The organism is Nocardia sp. MDA0666 (assembly GCF_003023875.1).
GTDB lineage: Bacteria > Actinomycetota > Actinomycetes > Mycobacteriales > Mycobacteriaceae > Nocardia > Nocardia aobensis.
This window is the reverse complement of sequence record NZ_PYHT01000026.1, coordinates 1-23,055: the sequence shown is the minus strand read 5'-3', so window position 1 is coordinate 23,055 and position 23,055 is coordinate 1. Positions and strand designations below refer to the sequence as shown.

Genomic DNA, 23,055 nt, shown 5'->3' with positions numbered 1-23,055 from the left:
CTCAGCGGCGAGCCGCTCCGGCAACTCAGCGGCGAGCCGCCTTGTCGGCCGCGCGGCGCTGGGCGCGGTTACCGCCCGGGTAGTGCCGCGCCACCTGCGGGCGGGCATCGGACTCGTAGCGCTCGTAGGCGTCGACGATGTCCGAGACCAGCCGATGGCGAACCACGTCACTGGAGGTGAGCTCCGCGAAATGGATGTCGTCCACATCGGTGAGGATGTCGCTGACCACCCGCAGTCCGGACCTGGTCCCGCCGGGCAGGTCGACCTGTGTGACGTCGCCGGTGACGACGATCTTCGAGCCGAAGCCGAGCCGGGTCAAAAACATCTTCATCTGTTCCGGCGTGGTGTTCTGCGCCTCGTCCAGGATGATGAACGAATCATTGAGGCTGCGTCCGCGCATGTACGCCAGCGGCGCGACCTCGATCACGCCGGAGGCCATCAGCTTCGGAATCGCCTCGGGGTCCATCATGTCGTGCAGGGCGTCGTAGAGCGGGCGCAGATACGGGTCGATCTTCTCGTTCAGCGTGCCCGGCAGGAAGCCCAGACGCTCCCCGGCCTCCACTGCCGGACGGGTGAGGATGATGCGGGTGACCTGCTTGCTCTGCAGCGCCTGCACGGCCTTGGCGACCGCCAGATAGGTCTTACCGGTACCGGCCGGGCCGATGCCGAAGACGATGGTGTGCTCGTCGATGGCGTCGACGTAGCGCTTCTGGTTCAGCGTCTTCGGGCGGATGGTCTTGCCGCGCCGGGCGATGATGTCCAGACTCAGCACCTCGGCGGGGGAATCGGAGGATCCCTCGGTCAGCATGGAGACCGTATGCCGGACCGCTTCCGGGGTGACGACGCGGTTGTGCGCGGTCAGCGCCACGAGCTGCTCGACCACCCGCTCGGCCAGCGCCACATCGGCGGCCTTACCGGTGAGGGTGACCGAATTCCCGCGTACGTGGATGTCGGCGTCGAGCAGACCTTCGAGTTCACGCAGGTTCGCGTCGGCGGAACCGAGGAATCCGAACACGGACTCGGGGGCCAGTTCGATGCTGGAACGCACCGTCCGGGCCGCTGGACCCGAACCGTTACCATTGCCGGGGGCACCGGCTCCGATGCCGGTCGTGGGTGTTGTCGGGTCGCCGATATCGCCTGATGTTCGCAAAAGGAGCTATGGCCTGCTTTCCGGTCTCGAACGGATCCTCTCCTGTTCTCAAAGTCTATCGCGCGGCACCGACACCGCCCACTTATTTGATCTCCAGCCGCAGCTCAGAGGCCGCTCACCCGGAAGATGAGGGTGTCACCGTCCGTTCACCGACCACTGCGGCGCGCCCATTCGACGGCGAAGTCACGAAAGGTGCGTACCGCCTCGCCGGGCACCGCGTCGGCCGACCAGATCAGCCCGACCGCGCGGGCGGCGCCCGGATCCGACAGCGGAACCAGCACCGGCCCGGGCTGCGGTCCCCGCACCGCCGGCTCCTCCAGCGGCAGCAACGCCACGCCGAGTCCCGCCGCCACCAGACCCGAAACGGTCACCAGATCACTGGACTCCAGCGCGATTCGCGGGCGGAAATCCGCTGCGGCACACAGCTCGTCGAGAATTCTGCGCATCCCGTATCCGGTCGGCATGGCGATGAATTCGGCCTCGGCGGCCTCCGCCAGCCGGATCTGCCGCCGTCCCGCCAGCCGGTGGTCGACCGGCACGCCCAGGGCGAGGCGCTGCCGCAACAGCGTGCGCCAGCCCAGTCCCGGCAGCGCGGGTTCGGGCGAGGTCAGGCCCAGATCCGCCGTGCCGTCGAGGACCTCGGCGGCCACCACGTTCGCGGGCCCCTGGTCGAGCCGGAACGTGATCCGCCCCGACACCCGCCGGAAGCCGGCGATCAACTCCGGCACCACCCGGCCGCCGAAGGAATGGACGAACGCCAGCCGCACCGACCCCCGCGCCGGATTCGCCAGATCCGCGAGCGCCCGGCCCGCGGCGTCGAGTTCGGCCTGGGCGCGGCGGGCGTGTTCGTAGAAGATGCGCCCGGATTCGTTGAGCGTCAGCCGCTTACCGTGCCGGTCGAACAATTGCGTGCCGAGCCGCTGTTCGAGCCGAGCGAGCATGCGCGACAGCGTGGGCTGGGCCAGATGCAGCCGGTCGGCCGCCGCGCCCACGCGCTCGAGTTCGGCGAGGGTCAGAAACCAGTGCAAATCGTCACTCGCCATCGGAAGGCTCCCCGCGCTCAGCTCGCCTAATGCGGCATTTGCATCAACTTACCGATCATTATGCATTTCCTTTTCCAGCCGCACCGAGCCACGGTGGAGGAATGACCAGCGCGACCGTGACCACCGCTCCCACCCGGACGGCCGAGGACGCGCGCCACGAACGCCGGATCACCCTCGCACTCTTCGCGGCCGGACTCACCACCTTCGGGTCGATGTACAGCGCGCAGGCGCTGCTGCCGAGCCTGTCGACGGCCTTCGGCGCGACGCCCGCGCACGCCGCACTGGCGGTCTCGCTGACCACGGGTCTGCTGGCGGTGGCGATCGTGCCGGTGAGCGTGCTGTCGGGGCGGTTCGGCCGCACCCGCGTCATGATCGCGTCCGCGGTGGCGACCAGCGTCATCGGCCTGCTGCTGCCGTTCAGCCCGAACCTGGACGTTCTGCTGGCGGGCCGGGCTGTTCAGGGCATCGCCGTGGCCGGCGTCCCCGCGGTGGCGATGGCCTATCTCGCCGAGGAGATCGGTTCGGCCGGATTGGGCGCGGCGATGGGCATCTACGTCTCGGGCACCACCATCGGCGGTCTGGCCGGTCGGCTGATTCCCGCCTTCACCCTGGAAGTGGCGTCCTGGCGTTGGGGCGCAACGATTTTCGCGGTGGGCGCCGCGCTGTGCACGGTGTGGTTCGTGCGGATGCTGCCGCCCTCGCGCTACTTCGTCGCACGGCCCCTCGGCGTCGGCGCGCTGCTGGGCGATCTCGCCGCACATCTGCGCAATCGCGCGCTGCTACCGCTCTTCGCGTTGGCCTTCCTGCTGATGGGCGGATTCGTCTCGGTGTACAACTTCCTCGGCTACCGGCTCATCCAGTCGCCGTTCGGGTTGTCGGCGGCCACCGCCGGTGCGGTCTTCCTGATGTATCTGTCCGGCACGGTCTCGTCCACCGCGGCGGGCCGGTTCGCCGATCGGATCGGCCGATTCCCGGTGGTGGCGATCTCCATCGTGACGATGGGACTCGGTCTGCTGCTGACCATTCCGGACCATCTCGCGATCCTGCTGCCGGGGCTGTTGCTGTTCACCGCGGGCTTCTTCGGCGCGCACGCGGTGGCCAGCGCCTGGGTCGGCGCCACCGCGACCGGCAATCGCGCGGCCGCCTCCTCGCTGTACCTGTTCGCCTACTACGTGGGCAGTTCGATCGTCGGAGCGCTGGCGGGTCTGGCCTACAGCTGGCACGGGTGGGCCGGAGTGGTGCTGTACGTGGGCGTGCTCATCGTCGTCGCGGCCGGCTTGGTCGCGAACCTCGGATTTCGCCGGCGGTCGGACATCGCGTCTCGGCGATCGGCCGGGACGTACGCCGGCACTCGGCGCGATCGCCCGGTGGAATGACCGCGCCGCCGATGGCACCTACCGTCCCGACGACGCGACCTACCAGCGCGGAGTCAAGGCCCCCAGCGCACCGAGCGCGACCGCCGCGGCGGTGGACGTGCGCAGCACGGTCGGTCCCAACAGCGCGACCGTGGCACCCGCCGCGGTGAGCGCATCCAGCTCCGACGCGTCCAGGCCGCCTTCGGGGCCCACGATCAACACGATCGGCGCGGTCTGCGGGAACGGCAGCTCGGCGAATCGTGCCGCCGCGGATTCGTGCAGCGCGATCGCGATGCCGTTGTCCGCGATGGCTTTCCGGACCAGCTCGGCCACATCCGCGGTGCGGTGCAGATCGGCGACCTCGGGAATGTAGGCCCGCCGCGACTGCCGGGCCGCCGACCGGGCCGCCGCACGCCATTTCTCGACGCCCTTGCGCGCCTTGGTTTCCCAGTTCGCGACACACCGAGCGGCCTGCCACGGCACGATCACGTCGGCGCCCGCCTCGGTCATCGATTCGACCGCGAGTTCGGAGCGATCCGATTTGGGCAGTGCCTGCACCACCGTCACCGGGGGCGACACGGGTGGGGCGACCACCCGGTCGAGCACCTTCAGGTCCAGTCGATCCCGGCCGGTGGCGACGACCTCGGATTCGGCGAGCAGTCCCGCACCGTCGGAGAGCGTGATCGGCTCGCCGACCCGGATGCGGCGCACGGTCGCGGCGTGCCGTCCCTCGGGGCCGTCGAGCACCGCGACCGCGCCGACCGGCGGAATGTCGTCGAGGTAGAAAACCGTTGCGGCCACGGCGTTGTCAGCGACCGCTGAACGAGGCGCGCAACCGCGCGAACAATCCGCTGTTGTGTTCGGACTGGGCCGAGAGCACCTCGGTGTGTTCGCCGTTGCGCATCGCCTGATACTTGCGCAGCAGATCGAACTGCTTGTTGTCCAGTTTGGTCGGGATCACGATGTCCAGGTGCGCGACGAGATCGCCGCGCGAGCTGGAGCGCAGCTTCGGCATGCCGTGGGCGCGCAGCACCGACACCTCACCCGGCTGGGTGCCCGGCGGAATGGTCAGTTCGGTGGGCCCGTCCAGGATGGTGTCGATGACCACCGTGGTGCCGAGTGCGGCGTCGACCATCGGAACCCGGATCGTGCAGTGCAGATCGTCGCCGTCGCGGACGAAGGTGTCGTGCGGCTGCTCCACGATCTCGACGTAGAGGTCGCCGGCCGGTCCGCCGCCGGGGCCGATCTCACCCTGTGCGGCCAGCCGCACCCGCATGCCGTTGGCCACACCGGCCGGAATCGGCGCGGCGATCTCGCGGCGCGCACGCACCCGGCCGTCGCCACCGCATTTGCGGCAGGGATCGGGGATGGTCTCGCCGGTACCGCGGCAGGTCGGACACGGCCGGGACGTCATGACCTGCCCCAGGAAGGACCGCTGCACGGTCTGTACCTCACCCGCGCCGCCACAGGTCTCACAGCGCACCGGCTTGGAATTGCCGTTGGTGCCCGAACCCTGGCACAGATCACAGAGCACCGCGGTGTCGACGGTGAGGTGCTTGGTGACGCCGACCGCGCATTCGGCCAGCGACAGCCTGGTCCGCAGCAGCGAATCCGCGCCCGGTTGCACCCGGCCGCGCGGTTTGCGCGAACTGGTCGCGTTCATACCGCCGAAGAAGGCCTCGAACACATCGCCCAGACCGCCGAAGCCGGCGCCGGAGAAGCCACCGCCCGCGCCCGCCGATTCCATCGGGTCGCCGCCCATATCGACGATGCGGCGTTTCTCGGAGTCGGTGAGAACCTCGTAGGCGGTGGATACCTCGCGGAACCGCTCCTGCGCGTCCGGATCCGGGTTGACGTCGGGGTGCAGTTCCCGGGCCAGCTTGCGGTAGGCGCGTTTGATCTCCTGGTCGGACGCATTGCGCCCGACGCCGAGGATTCCGTAGTAGTCCCGTGCCACTTGAGTCTCTAGTCCTGTTCCGAATGGGTGTCGTCCAGCATCCCTGCTCGCAGCCGATGCTGCCATGTTCACTGTGGCCGACCGGCGAACTCGGTTGCCGGCCGGCGCGGATCCCGGTTACCGGGGCGGGCTCATCGTTCCGCGAGCACCTCACCGATATAACGGGCGACCGCGGCGACCGAGGCGATCGTGCCGGGGTAGTCCATCCGGGTCGGGCCGACCACTCCCATACCTCCCAGCACGGTACCCGGCATACCGTACCCGGTGGATACCACCGAGGTGCCGCGCATCTGCTCGACCCGGGTCTCCTCGCCGATCTGCACCGTCACCGTGCCGGGCTGCTGCGCGGCGGCCAGCAGCTTCAACACCACCACCTGCTCCTCGAGCGCCTCGAGTACGGCACGCAGCGAACCCGGGAAGCCGAAGTCGCCGGCGTTGCGGGTCAGGTTGGCCGTGCCGCCCAGCACCAACCGCTCCTCCGGATGTTCCACCAGCGTTTCGACCAGCACGGTCGACACCCGGACCAGGACATCACGCAGCCTGGCGGGTGCGTTCTCCGGCAACGCCGCGACGGCGCTCGAGGCAGCGGACAGACGCTTACCGTCCATCGCCTTGCCGAGCATGCCGCGTAATGCGGCGAGATCCTCGTCGTCGATCACCGCCCCCAGGTCGACGAGCCGCTGGTCGACCCGCCCGGTGTCGGTGATCACGACCAGCAGCAGCCGGGCCGGATTGAGGGCCACCACCTCCAGGTGGCGCACGGTCGACGCCGAGACCGTCGGGTACTGCACCATCGCGACCTGCCGGGTCAGCTGCGCCAGCAACCGCACCCCGCGGCGCAGGACGTCGTCGAGGTCCACGCCGCTTTCGAGAAACTCCATGATCGCGCGGCGCTCCGCATTCGACAGCGGCTTGACTTCGGCGATGTTGTCCACGAACTGGCGATAGCCCTTGTCGGTCGGGATGCGACCGGAGCTCGTGTGCGGCTGAGTGATGTAGCCCTCAGCCTCGAGGACCGCCATATCGTTGCGCACGGTTGCGCTGGAGACACCCAGATTGTGCTTGTCCACCAGCGTTTTCGAACCGATCGGCTCCTTGGTCGCGATGTAGTCCGCGACGATCGCGCGCAGGACCTCCAGCCGCCGCTTCTCGGTGCTCGACATCGGCCCCACCTCCTCGCTCGCCTTCGGGGTCCACACGGCCACAGACGGGCAGCATCGACCGCGCGGATTCCCGGTTGATCCGACACCAGTTTAGTTCCTGTGCGGACAAGTTCCCGCGTGTGAGGTCGCACAGTGGTACCGGACCGGCGCCGGGCGCCCGGTCGCGCAGCGGAACGGGGTGGAAGCACGGGAGGCGCGGGCGACGACGTCCGATCGTCGCCCGATGCGCGAACTCAGTCCGATTCGGCGACGAGTTTGCCTGCCGCCGCATCCAATCCGAGCATCGTCAGCAGCGCCTGGCAGTCGTCGACTCCAGTCGAATGACTGGCCACCGCCCGCGCGGCGAGCGCGCCGCGCCGCGCGGCCTCGGCTTTCTCCGCGGCACGCGTTTCGGCGAACTCGCTCTGCTCGTGGACAAGTGTGATGTGGCGTGCCTGTGACATGGATCTCCTCAAGTTGCCTCGAACCCTACGCTGTCCGGGCCCGCGCCCGGGCGGCAGCGCCGAATTCCGGGCGAAATCGGCCGATCCACCGGACCGCTACCAGGTGGCGGGTTGCTCCTCGCGCAGGCGGCGCACGGCTCGGTCGATCCAGGTCTCGAAGTGCGCGGCCAGATCTCGGCTCGCCGCCGGGCGAATGGCGATGTGCTCGCGGGACTGCTCCCGCAGATAACGCCCGTCACCGGTGACGTCGAACCATCCCAGAATGTTCCAGGGGTCGGGGCGGCTGTGCAGATAACCGGCCAGCAGGCCCGCCATACCGGTGCCGTCGAGGGGGCGGGCGGTGAGGCGGTGGAAACGGTCGCGCGCGGAGTTGCGGGTATAGCCGTCGTCCGGGCCGCGCAGGTCGTCGATGTGGAAGGTGTCCGGCTTCCCGTTTCCCGGAGGGAATCCGGGCACGATGGCGGCCAGGCGGCCGGCGAGTTGGTCGGTGGGGAACAGCCGGCAGCGGATGGGACCGTCGACGTCGCCGTCGGCGGTCTGGGTGAGCATCACCGCGTGGTAGGGGGTGCGCGCGCCGATCACGCGATACTCGCGCGGCCTGCCCTTGCCGAGAACCGCCGATTCGCCGTGGATTTCGATGCGGAGTTCGGATGTGGTGAGCGTGTGCAGCGCCAGATTCAGCTGCTCGAACTCGTCGGTGCCGTATCGGGCACGCACGGCGGCCCGGTGTGCGGTGACCTCGTCGTTGGTGGCCAGCTTGCTGGTGTAGCGCAGTGGCACCGGTATCCGGTCGTTGGCATCGCTGTACCACAGGACCGCGAAATCGTCCGGGTCCCAACTCCATTCGGCCATCGTGGGAAAACGCTCCGATCATGCGAGACAGCACCGCCGGACTCGATGATCACGAGAACGGCAGCGAATCAGACGGATTCGGGTGACAGGGGCGAGCCGGAGACCGGTGCGATCAGCCGGAACCGGTCGGCGGCTCGGCATAGTCGCCGCCGATCACTCCGCCCGGAATGGTTCGTGGAGCGGGACCGAGCAACTCCTCGGTGTTCTCCATATTCCGCAGCCACTCGGGCAGATCATGGGTCTTCTCCTCGCCCTCGGACTTCCCTTTGGCACCACCCAAGCCGCCCATACCGGGCATACCCGAGGTCCCCGTCCTGCCTCCGAGCGCGCCGCCGGTGGCGGCCGCGTTCGCCGCGGTGCCGGCCGGGCCACCCAGGACGCTGCGCCCCGGACCGCCGGGTGTCGACCCGCCGGGCAGGCCGCCGAGACCGCCGCCGGGGTAACCGCCGCCGGACAGCCCGCCAGCTCCGCCCGACAAGCCGCTGGGCATCGTCGAGGCCCCCGATCCGGACGGGTCCACGGCACTGGGGGTGGTCGGAGAATTCGCCGGCGAACCGAGACCGGAGGGCGTCGTCGACGACGGAGCGGTGGACGACGGACTCGTCGACGGGGTGTTGTCGGTCGGGCTCCCGGGCTGCCCTGGACCGGGAGTGGAATTAGCGGGTCCCGGGCCGGGTCCGGGCCCCGGACCTGCGGGAGGCGGAGCGACAGCCGTCCCCGGCGGTTTGTACAACGGGTCGGCCGGATTGTCCGGTACCGGCAGAACCGGAATCTGCCCGTCCGCGGCGACGAACTGCTTCACATAATGGTCCCGCATAGCCTCCCGGGCAGCGTTCTCGCAATCGCCCCGGACCGACGGCGAACTGGGACCATGCATACCGAGCATCTGCCAACTCGTCGGATTCCACCCCGACGCGTGCGCCGGCGGTTTGTCCACGATGGTTCTCGTCTTGTCCACACCGTCGACCGTCGACGAAACCCGTTGCGCGAGTTGATTCAACGGAGTCACCAGATCCAGCGCCCGTTGCGCATACCTGTTGATCGCGTCACGCGTCGACGTCGCCGCCGGGCCCTCCCACGCCGCCGAACTGGAGTTGTGAATGCGGGCCGCGAACAACTCCGCCGCCGAATTCCACCGCCGGGCGATCTCCTCGTATTCACCGCACCCATGGTTCGCCTCGGTGGTGTTCAGGCCGACGAAGGAGTCGTAGATCTTCTGATGGGTCCAGCTGTCGGGGTTCTCACCGCCGTTGGTAATCCTGGGGTTTTCATTGCCCGTGGCCATTACGGGGCTCCCACCGCGGGGCTCTGGGGAACGATGCCGGGCTGAATTTGCACGATGCCGATAGGACTGGGTGCGGCTTCGGCCATCAGCGCGTTGTATTCGGCAGCGAACTCTTGGTCGGTCTCCATGTACTTTTGAGCAATCGTGCGATGGAGATTCTGGATGTCATCGACGATTTGATAATGCTGCTGGAGAATGTCATAAACATTGTTGGCGGTATCTCGCGAAGGGTCGGTTATCATCGCCTTACCACGAAACCAGCCGACCAAGACTCTGGCCGACTGCAGATCTTCTGTGGACTCACCCAAGCCCCAATGCTCACGACGAGAAATATTCTGCGCAATTCGCTGAAGCTGCTGGATTTCATCTTTGAATGCTTGACAGTCGCGCTCGATATAGACAAATTCGTCAGCATTTACACGAATGCTGTCACTGAATCTGGTCGTGAGGTTTCCGTTCTGCGCCTCATTGATCAGACCAACAAGCGGCCCTTGTTGCGGTGCGCCGTTATCAGCCATCGGCGATTCCTCCCCTTCCCGTCAATACAGCCTCGCTGCGCGTCTCGCGTTACAGCGTCGCGGGAATCGCAGGAATGATGCCTTCGGCAAGGCGTTGGGCGATGCCGCACGCGTCCTCCCCGGCCGACTTCCTCCGCCCTGGGGGGTTGTCGATGCTGATCTCCAGACTCCCGCCCTTGAGCTCCACGTTGATGGCACAGTCCGCCTGGGAATTCTGCTGTCCGACGTGTGACGTCAACGCGGGCCGTCCACCAACATTCAACTCCTGGTCGACAGTGAAGTCTTTGTTGGCGCGAACCATCGGCAAAGTGATGTTGGTCATGTCAATTGTCGCACTGTAGCCGTCGGATTGAATCCATCCACAACCCCGCCATTTGATGCCGCCTGCGCCGTCTTGTTTGTCGGGATCCGGCTTGATCAATTTTTCGGATACGAGCAATGACTGCGGAAGGTCCTTACACGGATCGAAACCCGCCGGCACGTCCGATGCGACAGTCGCAGATGCGGGGGCACTCGTGGCATTCCCCTTCGATCCCCCGCCCGAATTGCACCCGGCTACCACCGCAACGACGCCCACACCGAGCGCAATCCCCCGCGCCGCCTTCCCCCAGCTGGCCATCTCGCCCCTCACGTCTGCCGGTGTCGCATCGCTCGGGGCCGGACCGGCTCACCCGCCCCCGTCAAGCTCGTTAGACGGTACCGGCAGAACCAGTGGTGCGCAAAGGTAACGACTTGCCGGAACCTATGAGGTCTGGCAGATCGGGTACGTCGATAGGGTCTGTGCCGCAGGATTATTCGGAAACGCTGCGTACCTGCCGTCACATCGCCCGAGAGACGGCGACTGTCAGCTCAGCAGATCGCGGACGACTCCATCGGCGAGCAGGCGCCCTCGATCGGTCAAAACGAGCCGACCATCGGCCACCCGGGCCAGCCCCTCGGCGACCACTCCCTCGAGTGCCGCACGCCCATCGGCGTCCAACTCCTCGACCGGTAGTCCAGAACGCAAGCGCACGCGCAGCATCACCCGTTCGGTGTACTGCTCCGCGTCCGTCAGTGCCTCCCATCCGGCGGCGGGCAGTCCGGCGCCGGAGGCGATGCGTTCGGCGTAGCGGCCCGGATGCTTGACGTTCCACCAGCGCACCCCGCCGAGGTGGCTGTGCGCGCCGGGGCCGGCGCCGAGCCAGTCGCCGCCGTCCCAGTAGCCGAGGTTGTGCCGGCAGCGGGCGGAAGGTGTTGTGGCCCAGTTGGATACCTCGTACCAGTCGAAGCCGGCGGCGGCGAGGCGGGCGTCTATGCGTTCGTAGCGGGCGGCGAGGGTGTCTTCGTCGGGTGCGGAGAGTTCGCCGCGGCGGACCTTGCGGGCCATGGCGGTGCCGTCCTCGACGATCAGGGAGTAGGCGGAGACGTGGTCGACCCCGGCGGAGAGGACCGCGTCGAGGCTGGCGTCGAGGTCGGCGTCGGATTCACCGGGTGTGCCGTAGATCAGGTCGAGGTTGACGTGGTCGAAACCGGCGGCTCGCGCCTCGCGAGCGGCGGCCACGGCGCGGCCGGGGGTGTGGGTACGGTCCAGGATGCGCAGGACGTGGCTCGCGGCCGATTGCATGCCGAGCGAGACGCGGGTGTACCCGGCGGTTCGGATGCGCTCGAAGAACTGCGGTGAGGTGGACTCCGGATTGGATTCCGTGGTCACCTCCGCGTCGGCGGCGAGGGAGAATTCGGCGCGAATGGCGGCGAGGACGTCGGCCAGGCCCTCACCGCCCAGCAGCGACGGGGTGCCGCCGCCGACGAACACCGTCGAGACCGGGGGTTGCGCGCTCGGCAGTTCCGCGAAAGCCGCTGCCGCCGTGGACAATTCTCCGCGCAGCGCCTCGAGCCACGACTCCGGCGAGGCGCTGGAACCCAGCTCGCCCGCCGTATAGGTGTTGAAATCGCAGTAACCGCAGCGCGTCGCACAGAACGGAACATGCACGTAGATCCCGAACGGCCCGCCGCCGAAATCGCGCAGCGTCGGCGCGGCGGTGGTCTGTTCGGGAGCGGATGCGGTCACCCCACCAGTGTGCCCGCTGCGCCGCAGTGACCGGCGGCACACCGGTTAGTCGACCGCTTCCGGCGCCGGTCGCCCATGATGGGTCCGATGCGAGCGGGCATATCTGCCGGGAGTGGTGCCGACGATCTCGGTGAACGCCGCGATGAAACCGCTGGGGTTCGCCCACCCGCAGGCGTGCGCGGCATATGTGGCGTCGTGCCCTTCGGCGAGCAGCACGAGAGCGTGCGAGATGCGCAGCTGGGTGCGCCATTCGTAGAAGGTCATGCCGAGCTCGTCGTGGAACAGCCGGCTCAGCGTGCGCGCACCCGCACCGACCGCCCGCCCGAGTTCGGCCAGCGGGGTGGTGTCGGCGGGATTGTCGTACAGGATCCGCGCGACGGCCTGCAATCGGTCGTCGCGAGGTTGCGGCAGTTGCAGCGGCTGCTCATGGGCTTCCCGGAGCTCATCGACGAGAACGCGATGCAGTCGGGCGCGCGCGCCGCGGTCGTGGTCGCGGGGCCCGGTGAGACTGAGGAAGACCTCGCGGGCCAGATCCGTGGCCCCGAAGACGGCGGGGCGATCCGGTAGCAGCCGGGCCGGCGCCGCGGGGAGAAAGACGATCCGCATGTCGGTGCGTCCGTGCGCGCGGTGCTGATGCGTGAATCCGGCTGGGGTCCAGCCGATTCGGCTGGCCGGCACGATCGACGTCCCGCGCTCGGTGTGCACCGACAGCACACCGCGGGCGGCGTACACCAGATGTCCGCGCGCATGTGCGTGGACCGAACTCGACGCTCCGGAAGCCCACTGGTGAACGCCCCCGGACGGCCACAGCCGCGACGTCGGACCCGTTTCGGCGGCGTGGCGGCGAACGGGCATAACGTGGCATTCTATCGGTGGTCGGCCGCCTCGATGGTCCACGACTGTGAACGCATGAGCGAGACGACGATGCGTGCGGCGGTCTGTGTGCGGGCGGGCGGGCCGGAAGTGCTGGAGATCGGAGAGCGCCCGATTCCCCGGGTCCGGCCGGGATGGAGTCTGGTACGGGTGCGCGGGGCGGGGGTGAATCGGTCGGAACTGCGAACCCGGCAGGGCCATTCCCCGGCGGTGAGGTTCCCGCGCGTACTCGGTATCGAATGCGTGGGCGATGTGGCGGCCTCGACCGATCCCGGCCTGCCGGAGGGGACGACGGTCGCGGCGGTGATGGGCGGGATGGGACGCGAATTCGACGGCGGATACGCGGAATTCGCGTTGCTGCCGAACACGCTGCTGATGCCGATCCGGACCACATTGCCGTGGCACGTACTGGCCGCGCTGCCCGAAACCTATCTGACCGCGCACGGTGCGCTGGCGACCTCGGGCGTCCTGTCCGCGGGGCGGCAAGCACGGCTGCTGATTCGCGGCGGAACCTCGTCGGTGGGCATGGCCGCGATCTCCCTCGCGGCCGCCGAGGGTATCGACACCGTGACCACGACCCGCCGGCCCGCGAAGGTGTCGGCGCTGATCGCGGCCGGCGCCGATCATGTCCTGGCCGACGACGGCGGATCCCTGGCCGAGGCGGTGCAGGCGATCTGGCCCGGGGGCCCCGACTACGTCCTGGATCTGGTCGGGGCGCGCACGGCGGTGGATTCGCTTCGTCTGGTTCGCCGCGGCGGCACGGTCTGTGTGGCGGGCTCGCTCAGTGGATGGCTGATCCCGGACTTCGAGCCGATCGCGATGATCCCGTCCGGAACCGTGCTCACCGCCTTCCACAGCGACGAGTGCGTGGGCAGCACGGCCGTATTGCAGCGCATCGTCGACAGCGTCGAAGCGGGTGTTCTGCCTCCGAACATCGACCAGGTTGTCGCGCTGGACGACATCGCCGCGGCCCACCGCCGGATGGAGAACGACGAGGCGGCCGGAAAGCTCGTGATGCTGCCCTGACCGACCCGCTCGGCACCCCTCCGAACGGACCCACCGGTACGGCAATCGGCGAATCCGCTTGATCTATGACGCATCTCACAAATTAGGACGGCCGTCCAGGGAATTTCCCGCTTTTTTGCGGAGAATATGACCCACCCGTCGGAAAGACCCATCTGACATGGCACAATAACTTTCATGACCGGACTTGGAGTACGACTCGTGGCGCGCCGCCATGTCGACTTCAAGCGTGTCTGCAGTGCCAGTTGTCTGCCGGATCGCCTCCGGTAGCTCGGCCTCCCCTCTCCCGGTTCCCGGCATCCGTCGCGATGCCCATCGGTCCGATTCGCTGAACACCGAAGGCGCGAGCCAGCCCCTCCCGCCTGCCGCAAGGCCTGATCCATCTTCTTCAGGAGCGACCCTATGACGTCGAGTACCGACGCCGGTCCCACCCCCGAGTCCGTTCGCGCCGATCGTGAACGCCTCGCCCGTGAGCGTCGTGCCCGGCCCCGTCCGGAGGCCTCCGGGCCGCGCGAACGCACCGGCAAGCCGGTCCGCCGCAAGTCCGAGGGCCAGTGGGCCCTCGGTTACCGGGAGCCGTTGAACCCGAACGAACAGAGCAAGAAGGACGACAATCCGCTCAACGTCCGCGCGCGCATCGAGAACATCTACGCCAAGGGCGGATTCGACTCGATCGACAAGAGCGATCTGCGCGGCCGCTTCCGCTGGTGGGGCCTCTACACCCAGCGCGAGCAGGGCTACGACGGCACCTGGACCGGTGACGAGAACATCGATCTGCTCGAAGCCAAGTACTTCATGATGCGCATCCGCTGCGACGGCGGCGCGCTGAACGTCGAGCAGGTACGCACCCTCGGTCAGATCTCCACGGAGTTCGGCCGCGACACCGCCGACCTGTCCGATCGCGAGAATCTCCAGTACCACTGGATCGAGATCGAGAACGTCCCGGAGATCTGGCGGCGCATCGAGGCGGTCGGCCTGCAGACCACCGAGGCCTGCGGCGACTGCCCGCGCGTGGTGCTCGGCTCCCCGCTGGCCGGTGAGTCGCTGAACGAGATCATCGACGGCAGTTGGGCGGTCGAGGAGATCACCCGCCGCTACATCGGTAAGAAGGAGTACTCGAACCTTCCCCGCAAGTTCAAGACCGCGATCTCCGGCCAGCAGGATGTGGTCCACGAGATCAACGACGTGGCCTTCATCGGCGTCGAACACCCCGAGCACGGGCCCGGTTTCGATCTGTGGGTCGGCGGCGGCCTGTCCACCAACCCGATGCTCGCTCAGCGCGTCGGCGCCTGGGTGCCGCTCGAGGAGGTGCCCGATGTGTGGGAGGCGGTCGTCTCGCTGTTCCGCGATTACGGCTACCGCCGCCTGCGGACGAAGGCGCGGTTGAAGTTCCTGATCAAGGACTGGGGCGTCGAGAAATTCCGAGAAGTTCTCGAGACCAAGTACCTGCAGCGCAAGCTCATCGACGGCCCGGCGCCGGAGAAGCCCACCCGTCCCATCGACCATGTGGGTGTGCAGAAGCTGCGCAACGGGCTCAACGCGATCGGCTTCTCCCCCATCGCGGGCCGCGTGTCGGGCACGATCCTGACCAAGGTCGCCGACGCGGTCGAGCGGATCGGCGCCGATCGGATCCGGTTCACCCCGTACCAGAAGCTCGTGGTGCTCGATGTTCCCGACGACAAGGTCGAGGAACTGATCAGCGAGCTGGAGCCGCTCGGACTTCAGGCCCGCCCGTCCGCTTGGCGGCGAAACCTGCTGGCCTGCAGCGGTATCGAGTTCTGCAAGCTGTCGTTCGTGGAGACCCGCAAGCGTTCGCAGGTGCTCGCGCCCGAACTCGATCAGCGCCTGGCCGACATCAACGCGCAACTCGATGTGCCGGTCACGATCAACATCAACGGCTGCCCCAACTCCTGCGGCCGCTCACAGATCGCGGATATCGGCTTCAAGGGCCAGCTGGTCGACGACGGCAACGGTAATCAGGTCGAGGGCTACCAGGTTCATCTGGGCGGCACTCTCGGGCTCGATGCCGCCTTCGGCCGCAAACTGCGTCAGCACAAGGTGACCAGCGAGGAGCTCGGCGACTACATCGAGCGTGTGGTCCGCAATTTCGTCAAGAACCGCAACGACGGCGAGCGGTTCGCGCAATGGGCTGTCCGCGCCGACGAGGCCGACCTTCGGTAACGGGAGATTCAGTATGGCAACCACTTTGGACAAGCTGAGCGAAGCCGAGCTGCGCAGGATCGCCGAGGACGGCGCGGCGCAGCTGGGCCCGGACGCCTCGGCGACCGAACTGCTGCAGTGGACCGAGGACATCTTCGGTTCCGGCTACATCGTCGCCTCGAATATGCAGGACGCGGTGTTGGTGCACTTGGCCGCGCAGGTACGGCCCGGCGTCGACGTTTTGTTCCTCGACACCGGCTACCACTTCGCCGAGACCATCGGCACCCGGGACGCGGTCGAGACCGTGTACGGCGTGAACATCGTGAACGTGCAGCCCGAACACACTGTCGCCGAACAGGATCAGCTGCTCGGCAAGGATCTGTTCGCCCGCGACGCCGGTGAATGCTGCCGGCTGCGCAAAGTGGTGCCGCTGAAGAAATCGCTGGCTCCCTACAACGCGTGGGTGACCGGCATCCGGCGCGTGGAGGCCCCGACCCGGGCCAACGCGCCCCTGATCTCCTTCGACGAGGGCTTCGGCCTGGTGAAGATCAACCCGATCGCCGCCTGGTCCGACGACGAGATGGCCGCGTATATCGACCAGCACGGCATTCTCGTCAACCCTCTCGTCGAGGAGGGATATCCGTCCATCGGTTGCGCTCCGTGCACACGGAAGCCGGAACCGGGATCCGATCCGCGAAGCGGCCGTTGGGCCGGCCTCGCCAAGACCGAATGCGGGTTGCACGCCTCATGACTTCAACGGTGACCGATACACAATTCGATACCCTTGCCGCCCTCGAGAGTGAAGCCATCCACATTTTCCGTGAGGTGGCGGGCGAATTCGAGCGGCCGGTGATCCTGTTCTCCGGCGGTAAGGACTCCACGGTCCTTTTGCACCTGGCGCTGAAAGCCTTCTGGCCCGCGCCGCTGCCGTTCTCGCTGCTGCACGTGGACACCGGCCACAACCTCGACGAGGTGCTGGCCTTCCGCGACCATGTGGTCGAGAAGTACGGGCTGCGGCTGCACGTCGCCAGCGTCGAGGAGTACCTCGCCGACGGCCGGCTCACCGAACGGCCCGACGGTATTCGCAACCCGCTGCAGACCGTGCCGCTGCTGGACGCCATCACCGAGAATCGCTTCGACGCGGTCTTCGGCGGCGGCCGGCGCGACGAGGAGCGTTCGCGGGCCAAGGAGCGGATCTTCTCGCTGCGCGACGCGTTCGGCCGCTGGGACCCGAAGCGGCAGCGCCCGGAACTGTGGAACTTGTACAACGGCCGGCACGCGCCCGGTGAGCACGTGCGGGTGTTCCCGCTGAGCAACTGGACCGAACTCGACATCTGGCGCTACATCGCGCGTGAGAACGTCGAACTCGCGACCATCTACTACGCGCACGAGCGGCCGGTGTACCAGCGCGACGGCATGTGGATGACCCCCGGCTCCTGGGGTGGTCCGCGCGAGGGTGAGGAACTGGTCGTCAAGTCGGTGCGCTACCGCACCGTCGGTGACGGATCCACCACCGGCGCAATACTTTCCGATGCCGCGACCAACGACGACATCCTCGCCGAGGTCGCCGCGTCGCGACTCACCGAACGTGGCGCGACCCGCGGCGACGACCGCGTCTCCGAGGCCGCCATGGAAGACCGCAAGCGAGAGGGTTATTTCTGATGTCCGACCTACTGAGACTGGCCACCGCCGGCAGTGTCGACGACGGCAAGTCCACACTGGTCGGACGTCTGCTCTACGACACGAAATCGGTGCTGGCCGACCAGATCGACGCCGTCACCCGGGCCTCGGTCGACAAGGGTCTGGCCACTCCCGATCTCTCGCTGCTGGTCGACGGGCTGCGCGCCGAACGCGAACAGGGCATCACGATCGATGTGGCCTACCGGTATTTCGCGACGCCGAAGCGGTCCTTCGTGCTCGCCGACACCCCGGGCCACGTGCAGTACACCCGCAACACCGTCTCGGGCGCGTCGACGGCACAGCTGGTGATCCTGCTGGTCGACGCCCGTAAGGGTGTCATCGAGCAGACTCGGCGCCACGCCGCGGTGATGGCGCTGCTGGGTGTGCCGAAGCTGGTGCTGGCGGTGAACAAGATCGATCTGGTGGACGATGCCGAGGCCGTGTTCGAGCAGATCGTGGCCGAGTTCACCGAGCTGACGGCCAAACTCGGCTGGGCCGCCGAGGACGTGGTGGAGATTCCGGTGTCGGCGCTGCACGGCGACAACATCGCGTCGCGGTCGGAGAAAACTCCGTTCTACGACGGTCCCTCGCTGATCGAGCACCTGGAGTCGGTGCCGGTCGATGCCGACAGCACCGGCCGCCATCAGGTGGGTCTGCGCTTCCCCGTCCAGTACGTGATCCGCCCGCGGACGGCGGAGTATCCGGACTATCGCGGATATGCGGGGCAGGTCGCCGCGGGCGTGGTGTCCAAGGGCGACGAGGTCGTGGTGCTGCCCTCCGGTATCCGGACCACGGTCGAACGCATCGATACCGCCGACGGCGAACTGCCCTCCGCGCAGCCCGGCCGCAGTGTGACCCTGCTGCTCACCGACGAGGTCGACATCTCGCGCGGCGACACCATCGTCGCGGCCGCCGACGCACCCGAACCGATCGATTCGTTCGACGCCACCGTCTGCTGGCTCGGCGACAAGCCGCTGCGGCCCGGCGCCCGCCTGCTGCTCAAGCACGGCACCCGGACCACGCAGGCCATCGTCGGCACGCTGATCGAGCGGTTCGACGAGCAGAACCTGGCCGCCGATCCGAATCCGGAATCGCTGGCGCTCAACGATATCGGCCGCATCTCGGTGCGCGTCGCGGAGCCGATCGCGGCCGACGACTACCGGGTCAACCGCTACACCGGCAGCTTCCTGCTCATCGACCCGGCGGGCGGTAACACCCTGGCCGCCGGCCTGGTGGGCGACGTGCTGACCTCGGTCGAGGTCGGTAACTGAGATGAGTTCGGCCGGTGCGGCATTCGGGAACGGCGAGCGGTCGCTGCGGCCGTTCGCCGCGCCCGCGTTGCCCTCCGGCACCGGGCTTGCCGGAGTCGGGAACGGGCGCGCCCCGGCATTCATCGCGGTCGCACACGGGAGCCGTGATCCGCGGTCCGCGGCGACGATGTCGGCCGTGGTCGCCGAGATCGCCCGACAGCGTCCGGATGTCGACGTACGACTGGCATTCCTGGATCTGAACACCCCCTCGGTGGAACAGGTCATCGATGCCGTTGCGGCACAGGGACATACCGAAGCCATCGTCGTTCCGTTGCTGCTGGGCAGCGCGTTTCACGCCCGGGTGGACCTGCCCGGCATGCTGGCGGCCGCCCGCCACCGGCATCCGTTGCTGCGGATCACGCAGGCCGATGTGCTCGGAACCGACGCACGACTCGTGGCGGCGTTGCGGGATCGAGCGCTCGACGCGGGCGCCGATCGCGACGACGCCGGCCTGGGTGTCGCGGTCGCAGCCGTCGGCTCCTCGTCCGCTGCCGCCAACCGGATCACCGCCGAAGTCGCGGCGGCGCTCACACACGGCACCGGATGGCGGTCCGCTATCTGCTTCGCGACCACGCAGCCGTCGCTGACCCGAGCGGCGTCGGAACTGCGCAGCCGGGGAGCCCGCCGGGTGATGGTCGCCCCGTGGTTCCTCGCCCCCGGATTGCTCATCGATCGGCTGGCCGACGCCGAACCCGGCCTCGTGCACGCACCCCCGATCGGGCCGCACCGGCTTCTCACGGAGGTCGCGCTCGACCGTTATCACGCCGCCGGGCGGCTGTCCCTGGAACTCTCGGCCTGATTCGGGGCCGGCCTCGCGTCGGTCGCGCGGCTTCGGGCGCCGGGGCTCATCCCCCGAACCAGCGCTCCAGCACCAGGGCCGCCCCGTCCTCGCTGATATCGGCGGTCGTCTCGTCGGCGAGCTCGTGGACCGGGGCTACGGCATTCCCCATGGCGACGGAATGCCCTGCCCAGGTGAGCATTTCGATATCGTTGTAACCGTCGCCGATGGCAAGGGTCTCCTCCAGCGGAATGTCGAGGGCCAGGCGCAGTTGTTCCAGCGCCCAGCCTTTGGACACACCCTGTTTGGACGCGACCAGCCACGGTTCGTCCTCGCCGTGCACCCAGCCGGCGCCGGGGAGATCGAGTTCGCCGACGGCGTCGATCATTTCGTCGAGGCTGCCGCCCGGCCACCAGCCGTTCAGCCGCGTGGTGGGTTCCAGGCTCAACTCCGCATCGTCGACGAAGCGGAATTCGCCGAGCCGGAAACTGCCGGGGTAGTAGCCGGTGGCCCAGGTGCCCACACCCACCTTCTCCACCGACAGCACCATGTCGGGCAGCAGTGCACGCAGTGTCGCGACCGCCGGTTCCGGATCGAAGGTGTGCACAGCCAGCGGCTCCCAGTTCGAAATGTCGACGTGCACAGCGCCGTTCGAGCACAGCGCCTGCCCCTCCTCGAGTCCCAGCTCCTCCATCACGAGACGGGTGGCCAGCAGGGTGCGGCCGGTGGTGATCACCACGTGGGCGCCCGCGTCGACCGCGGCGCGCACCGCCGCACGCACCCGCGGACTCATGGGGGCGCCCGCCTGCAGGATGGTCCCGTCCACATCCAGGGCAATCAGTCGAGGACTGTTCACCGAGTCATTGTCACCGATCGTGCATCTGCACTGACAGCCACGCCTCCGTTACCCGGCGGTATCCGGTCCGATCGTTGCATGACGTATCAACTACAGGTCCGAATCCCGCCAGCTTTGCCGGCTCCGCACGACTTGACTGACATCTGCCGCGAGATCACGTGGCGGACAACGGATATGGAGACGACAGCAGATATGGAGACGACAATGGACAACCGGTTCGAATCGAAGGTCGTGCTGATCACCGGTGCAAGCAGTGGGGTCGGTGCGGCCGTGGCCCGGCGCGTGGCGGCCGAGGGAGCCGCGGTGGTGCTGGGCTCCCGCGGTAAGGAGGCCGGGGACCGGATCGCCGCGGACATTCGCTCCGAGGGTGGACGGGCGGTCTTCGTGCCGACCGACGTCACCGTTGCCGAGGACGTGGAGCGGCTCACCTGCACCGCCATCGACGAATTCGGGCGGCTGGACGCGGCATTCAACAACGCCGGGGCGGTCAACTCCTTCGGCCCGGTGCAGGACATCGACGAAAACGGCTGGCGCGCGGATCTGGAACTGAATCTCACCGGCGTGTACTTCGGCCTGCGATCCCAGGTCCCGGCACTGCTGGCGTCCGGCGGCGGGGCGATTCTCAACAACGCCTCCAACCTCGGCGTGGTCGGCATGGCCTCGGTCGCTCCGTACGTCGCGGCCAAACACGGCGTGGTCGGCCTGACCCGCGCGGTGGCGCTGGAGACAGCCGCCGCGGGCGTGCGGGTCAACGCCCTGGTCTCGGGCGCGGTGGATACTCCCGCCTTCCGCTCGTCGATGGGCGCGACACCCGAAGGCGAGGCAGCGGTCGCGGCGTTGCATCCCCTCGGCCGGATCGCCCGCGCGGAGGAGATCGCGTCCCTGTGCGCCTACCTCCTCTCCGACGAGGCGAGCTTCGTCACCGGCGCGGCGGTCGCCGTCGACGGTGGTTTCACCGCTCGCTGAGCCCTCGGATCAGCGATAGATCGCGGTGAGTTCGGCCGCCAGCGCGGCCAGCTCGCGCCGAATCGATTCGGGGGCGACGACTTCGAGGCGTCCCCCGAATCCGGCGAGCTGTTCGGCGATCGCGCGCGGCAGGTGGGCGCTGATCCGCAGCCGTACCCGGCCGTCGTCGACCGGACCGTCCTCGACGCAGTGCCGGCCCAGCCGATCACGCAGGACCGGCACGATCCCGGCATCGGCGTGCACGATCGCCGACACGTCGCCGCGGCGGCGTTCCATCTGTTCGACGATTTCCGACCACGCCCGCGCCAGGTCGAAATCCGCCGGGACGACGGTGACGCCGTCTTCGACGGTCACCTCGCTCATCCGATCGACCCGATAGGTCCGGCGCCCTCGGTCGGTTCCGGCTATCAGGTACCACACCGCGTCCTTGTCGACGACGCCCCACGGCTCGACGACACGTTCGCGACCGGCCGGACCGTAGCGGAAGCGGACAGGTCGCCGCCGGGTGACGGCCTGCTGCAACAGCGCGACCTCCGCCGGCTCGGCGTGCGGCTGCCGGCCCCAGCCGGCCGGATCGATCAGCGTCGCCGCCGAGGCGGCCAACGCCTGCTCGCGAAACGTCTCCGGCAAGGCCCGCAACAATTTTCGCAGCGCCGAGCGGGTGGCCGGCGAGCCCGAGGCGGCCGGACCGAGCAGCAGGAACAGCGCCCGCGCCTCGTCGGCTTTCATTCCGCTGAGATCGGTCCGGGCGCCGCCGACGAGCGCCCAGCCCCCGCCGCGACCGGGCTGCGGATAGACCGGAACACCGGCCGACGACAGCGCCTCGAGGTCGCGGCGCGCGGTCGCCACGGAAACCTCGAGCTCCCTGGCGACCTCGGCGGCGGTCACCCGGCCCCTCGCCTGCATCAGGAGCAGCGTGGCAATGAGACGGTCGGCGCGCATACGGCAATTCTGCCCAGAAAAGTGCTCATTCGGTGAGCACTTTGAGCGCGAAGATCGTATGAGACACCGCAACGACCGAGGAGAAGCCCATGCTGCGAGGAATGACGACCGTGTCCTACTACGCCGACGACCTGGACGCCGCCAAGCACTGGTACAGCGAATTGCTGGATACCGCACCGTATTTCGAGGTTCCGGGCTATATCGAATTCCGCATCGGCGACTACCGGCAGGAACTCGGCATCGTCGACCGCCGCTACTGCCCGGACCTCGCCCACCGGACCGGCGGCGCGCTGCTGTACTGGCATGTCGACGATCTGGACGCGTCCCTGCGGCGGCTCCGGGAACTCGGCGCCGCCGAACATCAGCCCGTCACCGAACGCGGTCCGGGCTTCGTCACCGCCTCGGTGATCGACCCGTTCGGCAATCTGCTCGGCATCATGTCCAACCAGCATTACCTCGACGTCCTCGATCAGCGCCCGGCCTCGTAGTCGCAGGCCCGGCATCGGTGGCCGAACCCGCTCGGTGAGCGGTGTCAGTGACCGAAACCGCCGTGGAAACCACCGCCGAGCCCACCGCCCAGTCCACCACCGTGGAAGCCACCACCGGGGGTGGCGCCCAAGCCGGGGTGGCTCGGCGCGACGATGCCGGGTCGGG

24 protein-coding genes are annotated in these 23,055 nt (G+C 68.1%); 10 read left to right on the top strand and 14 right to left on the bottom strand.

What is annotated here, in order from left to right; translation table 11 throughout:
* Nucleotides 1-25: 25 nt before the first annotated feature.
* On the bottom strand, nt 26-1,102 hold the full coding sequence (locus C8258_RS27030; protein ID WP_036499755.1) for a PhoH family protein: 1,077 nt from the start codon (nt 1,100-1,102) through the stop codon (nt 26-28).
* Nucleotides 1,103-1,296: 194 nt separating this feature from the next.
* Nucleotides 1,297-2,193, bottom strand: coding sequence for a LysR family transcriptional regulator (locus C8258_RS27025; protein WP_106957569.1), 897 nt, complete (start codon nt 2,191-2,193; stop codon nt 1,297-1,299).
* A 101-nt stretch (nt 2,194-2,294) separates the two neighbouring features.
* Here C8258_RS27025 and C8258_RS27020 point away from each other — a divergent pair, with 101 nt between their 5' ends.
* Nucleotides 2,295-3,569 (top strand): MFS transporter, encoded by a 1,275-nt coding sequence (locus C8258_RS27020; protein WP_106957568.1) that lies wholly within the window; start codon nt 2,295-2,297, stop codon nt 3,567-3,569.
* 39 nt (nt 3,570-3,608) lie between these two features.
* Here the strand turns inward: C8258_RS27020 and C8258_RS27015 are convergent, their stop codons facing one another.
* The 10 genes from C8258_RS27015 to C8258_RS26970 all read right to left on the bottom strand — a co-directional run bounded on the left by C8258_RS27015 (nt 3,609) and on the right by C8258_RS26970 (nt 12,668).
* Nucleotides 3,609-4,349, bottom strand: coding sequence for a 16S rRNA (uracil(1498)-N(3))-methyltransferase (locus C8258_RS27015; RefSeq protein WP_106957567.1), 741 nt, complete (start codon nt 4,347-4,349; stop codon nt 3,609-3,611).
* A gap of 7 nt (nt 4,350-4,356) precedes the next feature.
* Nucleotides 4,357-5,505, bottom strand: a complete 1,149-nt coding sequence (gene dnaJ, locus C8258_RS27010) for a molecular chaperone DnaJ (RefSeq protein WP_036499695.1) — start codon at nt 5,503-5,505, stop codon at nt 4,357-4,359.
* A gap of 131 nt (nt 5,506-5,636) precedes the next feature.
* Nucleotides 5,637-6,668, bottom strand: coding sequence for a heat-inducible transcriptional repressor HrcA (hrcA, locus tag C8258_RS27005; RefSeq protein ID WP_036499751.1), 1,032 nt, complete (start codon nt 6,666-6,668; stop codon nt 5,637-5,639).
* 233 nt (nt 6,669-6,901) lie between these two features.
* Entirely contained in the window at nt 6,902-7,111 is a 210-nt protein-coding gene (locus tag C8258_RS27000; RefSeq protein ID WP_036499694.1) for a hypothetical protein, read from the bottom strand.
* 96 nt (nt 7,112-7,207) lie between these two features.
* Entirely contained in the window at nt 7,208-7,963 is a 756-nt protein-coding gene (locus C8258_RS26995) for an ESX secretion-associated protein EspG (RefSeq protein WP_106957566.1), read from the bottom strand.
* Nucleotides 7,964-8,075: 112 nt separating this feature from the next.
* Nucleotides 8,076-9,248 carry a WXG100 family type VII secretion target gene (locus C8258_RS26990; protein WP_106957565.1) on the bottom strand — a complete coding sequence of 391 codons (1,173 nt, stop codon included), beginning with the start codon at nt 9,246-9,248 and terminating at the stop codon, nt 8,076-8,078.
* Nucleotides 9,248-9,766, bottom strand: coding sequence for a hypothetical protein (locus tag C8258_RS26985; RefSeq protein WP_106957564.1), 519 nt, complete (start codon nt 9,764-9,766; stop codon nt 9,248-9,250). Before C8258_RS26985 ends, C8258_RS26990 begins: the two co-directional genes overlap by 1 nt.
* A gap of 49 nt (nt 9,767-9,815) precedes the next feature.
* Nucleotides 9,816-10,385 carry a DUF3558 domain-containing protein gene (locus tag C8258_RS26980; RefSeq protein WP_106957615.1) on the bottom strand — a complete coding sequence of 190 codons (570 nt, stop codon included), beginning with the start codon at nt 10,383-10,385 and terminating at the stop codon, nt 9,816-9,818.
* A gap of 225 nt (nt 10,386-10,610) precedes the next feature.
* The gene (gene hemW / locus C8258_RS26975; RefSeq protein WP_106957563.1) at nt 10,611-11,813 is read right to left on the bottom strand and encodes a radical SAM family heme chaperone HemW; all 1,203 of its coding nucleotides are present in this window, start codon (nt 11,811-11,813) and stop codon (nt 10,611-10,613) included.
* A 45-nt stretch (nt 11,814-11,858) separates the two neighbouring features.
* Nucleotides 11,859-12,668 carry a helix-turn-helix domain-containing protein gene (locus C8258_RS26970; RefSeq protein ID WP_106957562.1) on the bottom strand — a complete coding sequence of 270 codons (810 nt, stop codon included), beginning with the start codon at nt 12,666-12,668 and terminating at the stop codon, nt 11,859-11,861.
* 54 nt (nt 12,669-12,722) lie between these two features.
* Here C8258_RS26970 and C8258_RS26965 point away from each other — a divergent pair, with 54 nt between their 5' ends.
* From C8258_RS26965 to C8258_RS26940, 7 genes are all read left to right on the top strand, one after another.
* Nucleotides 12,723-13,712: a zinc-binding dehydrogenase gene (locus C8258_RS26965; RefSeq protein WP_106957614.1), complete on the top strand. Its 990-nt coding sequence runs from the start codon at nt 12,723-12,725 to the stop codon at nt 13,710-13,712.
* 174 nt (nt 13,713-13,886) lie between these two features.
* Entirely contained in the window at nt 13,887-13,979 is a 93-nt protein-coding gene (locus tag C8258_RS33725; RefSeq protein ID WP_368854180.1) for an Ms4527A family Cys-rich leader peptide, read from the top strand.
* Nucleotides 13,980-14,111: 132 nt separating this feature from the next.
* A complete protein-coding gene (locus C8258_RS26960) occupies nt 14,112-15,890 on the top strand; it encodes a nitrite/sulfite reductase (RefSeq protein WP_106957561.1) in 1,779 nt (592 codons plus the stop codon).
* Between the two features lie 13 nt (nt 15,891-15,903).
* The gene (locus tag C8258_RS26955) at nt 15,904-16,620 is read left to right on the top strand and encodes a phosphoadenylyl-sulfate reductase (RefSeq protein ID WP_106957560.1); all 717 of its coding nucleotides are present in this window, start codon (nt 15,904-15,906) and stop codon (nt 16,618-16,620) included.
* Nucleotides 16,599-17,531 carry a sulfate adenylyltransferase subunit CysD gene (cysD, locus tag C8258_RS26950; protein WP_086007204.1) on the top strand — a complete coding sequence of 311 codons (933 nt, stop codon included), beginning with the start codon at nt 16,599-16,601 and terminating at the stop codon, nt 17,529-17,531. Before C8258_RS26955 ends, cysD begins: the two co-directional genes overlap by 22 nt.
* Complete coding sequence (locus C8258_RS26945) at nt 17,531-18,820, top strand: sulfate adenylyltransferase subunit 1 (protein WP_106957559.1); 1,290 nt, start codon at nt 17,531-17,533, stop codon at nt 18,818-18,820. The genes cysD and C8258_RS26945 overlap by 1 nt, the downstream gene beginning before the upstream one ends.
* A 1-nt stretch (nt 18,821) precedes the next feature.
* Nucleotides 18,822-19,658 carry a sirohydrochlorin chelatase gene (locus tag C8258_RS26940; RefSeq protein ID WP_106957558.1) on the top strand — a complete coding sequence of 279 codons (837 nt, stop codon included), beginning with the start codon at nt 18,822-18,824 and terminating at the stop codon, nt 19,656-19,658.
* A 46-nt stretch (nt 19,659-19,704) separates the two neighbouring features.
* On the opposite strand, the gene C8258_RS26935 is transcribed toward C8258_RS26940, so the two are convergent.
* Nucleotides 19,705-20,493, bottom strand: a complete 789-nt coding sequence (locus C8258_RS26935) for an HAD family hydrolase (RefSeq protein ID WP_233225365.1) — start codon at nt 20,491-20,493, stop codon at nt 19,705-19,707.
* Between the two features lie 174 nt (nt 20,494-20,667).
* On the opposite strand from C8258_RS26935, the gene C8258_RS26930 reads away from it, so the two are divergent.
* Nucleotides 20,668-21,459: an SDR family NAD(P)-dependent oxidoreductase gene (locus tag C8258_RS26930; protein ID WP_233225364.1), complete on the top strand. Its 792-nt coding sequence runs from the start codon at nt 20,668-20,670 to the stop codon at nt 21,457-21,459.
* Between the two features lie 9 nt (nt 21,460-21,468).
* On the opposite strand, the gene C8258_RS26925 is transcribed toward C8258_RS26930, so the two are convergent.
* Complete coding sequence (locus tag C8258_RS26925; RefSeq protein ID WP_106957556.1) at nt 21,469-22,401, bottom strand: YafY family protein; 933 nt, start codon at nt 22,399-22,401, stop codon at nt 21,469-21,471.
* An 89-nt stretch (nt 22,402-22,490) separates the two neighbouring features.
* Here C8258_RS26925 and C8258_RS26920 point away from each other — a divergent pair, with 89 nt between their 5' ends.
* Nucleotides 22,491-22,889, top strand: a complete 399-nt coding sequence (locus tag C8258_RS26920) for a VOC family protein (RefSeq protein WP_106957555.1) — start codon at nt 22,491-22,493, stop codon at nt 22,887-22,889.
* Nucleotides 22,890-23,055 lie beyond the last annotated feature (166 nt).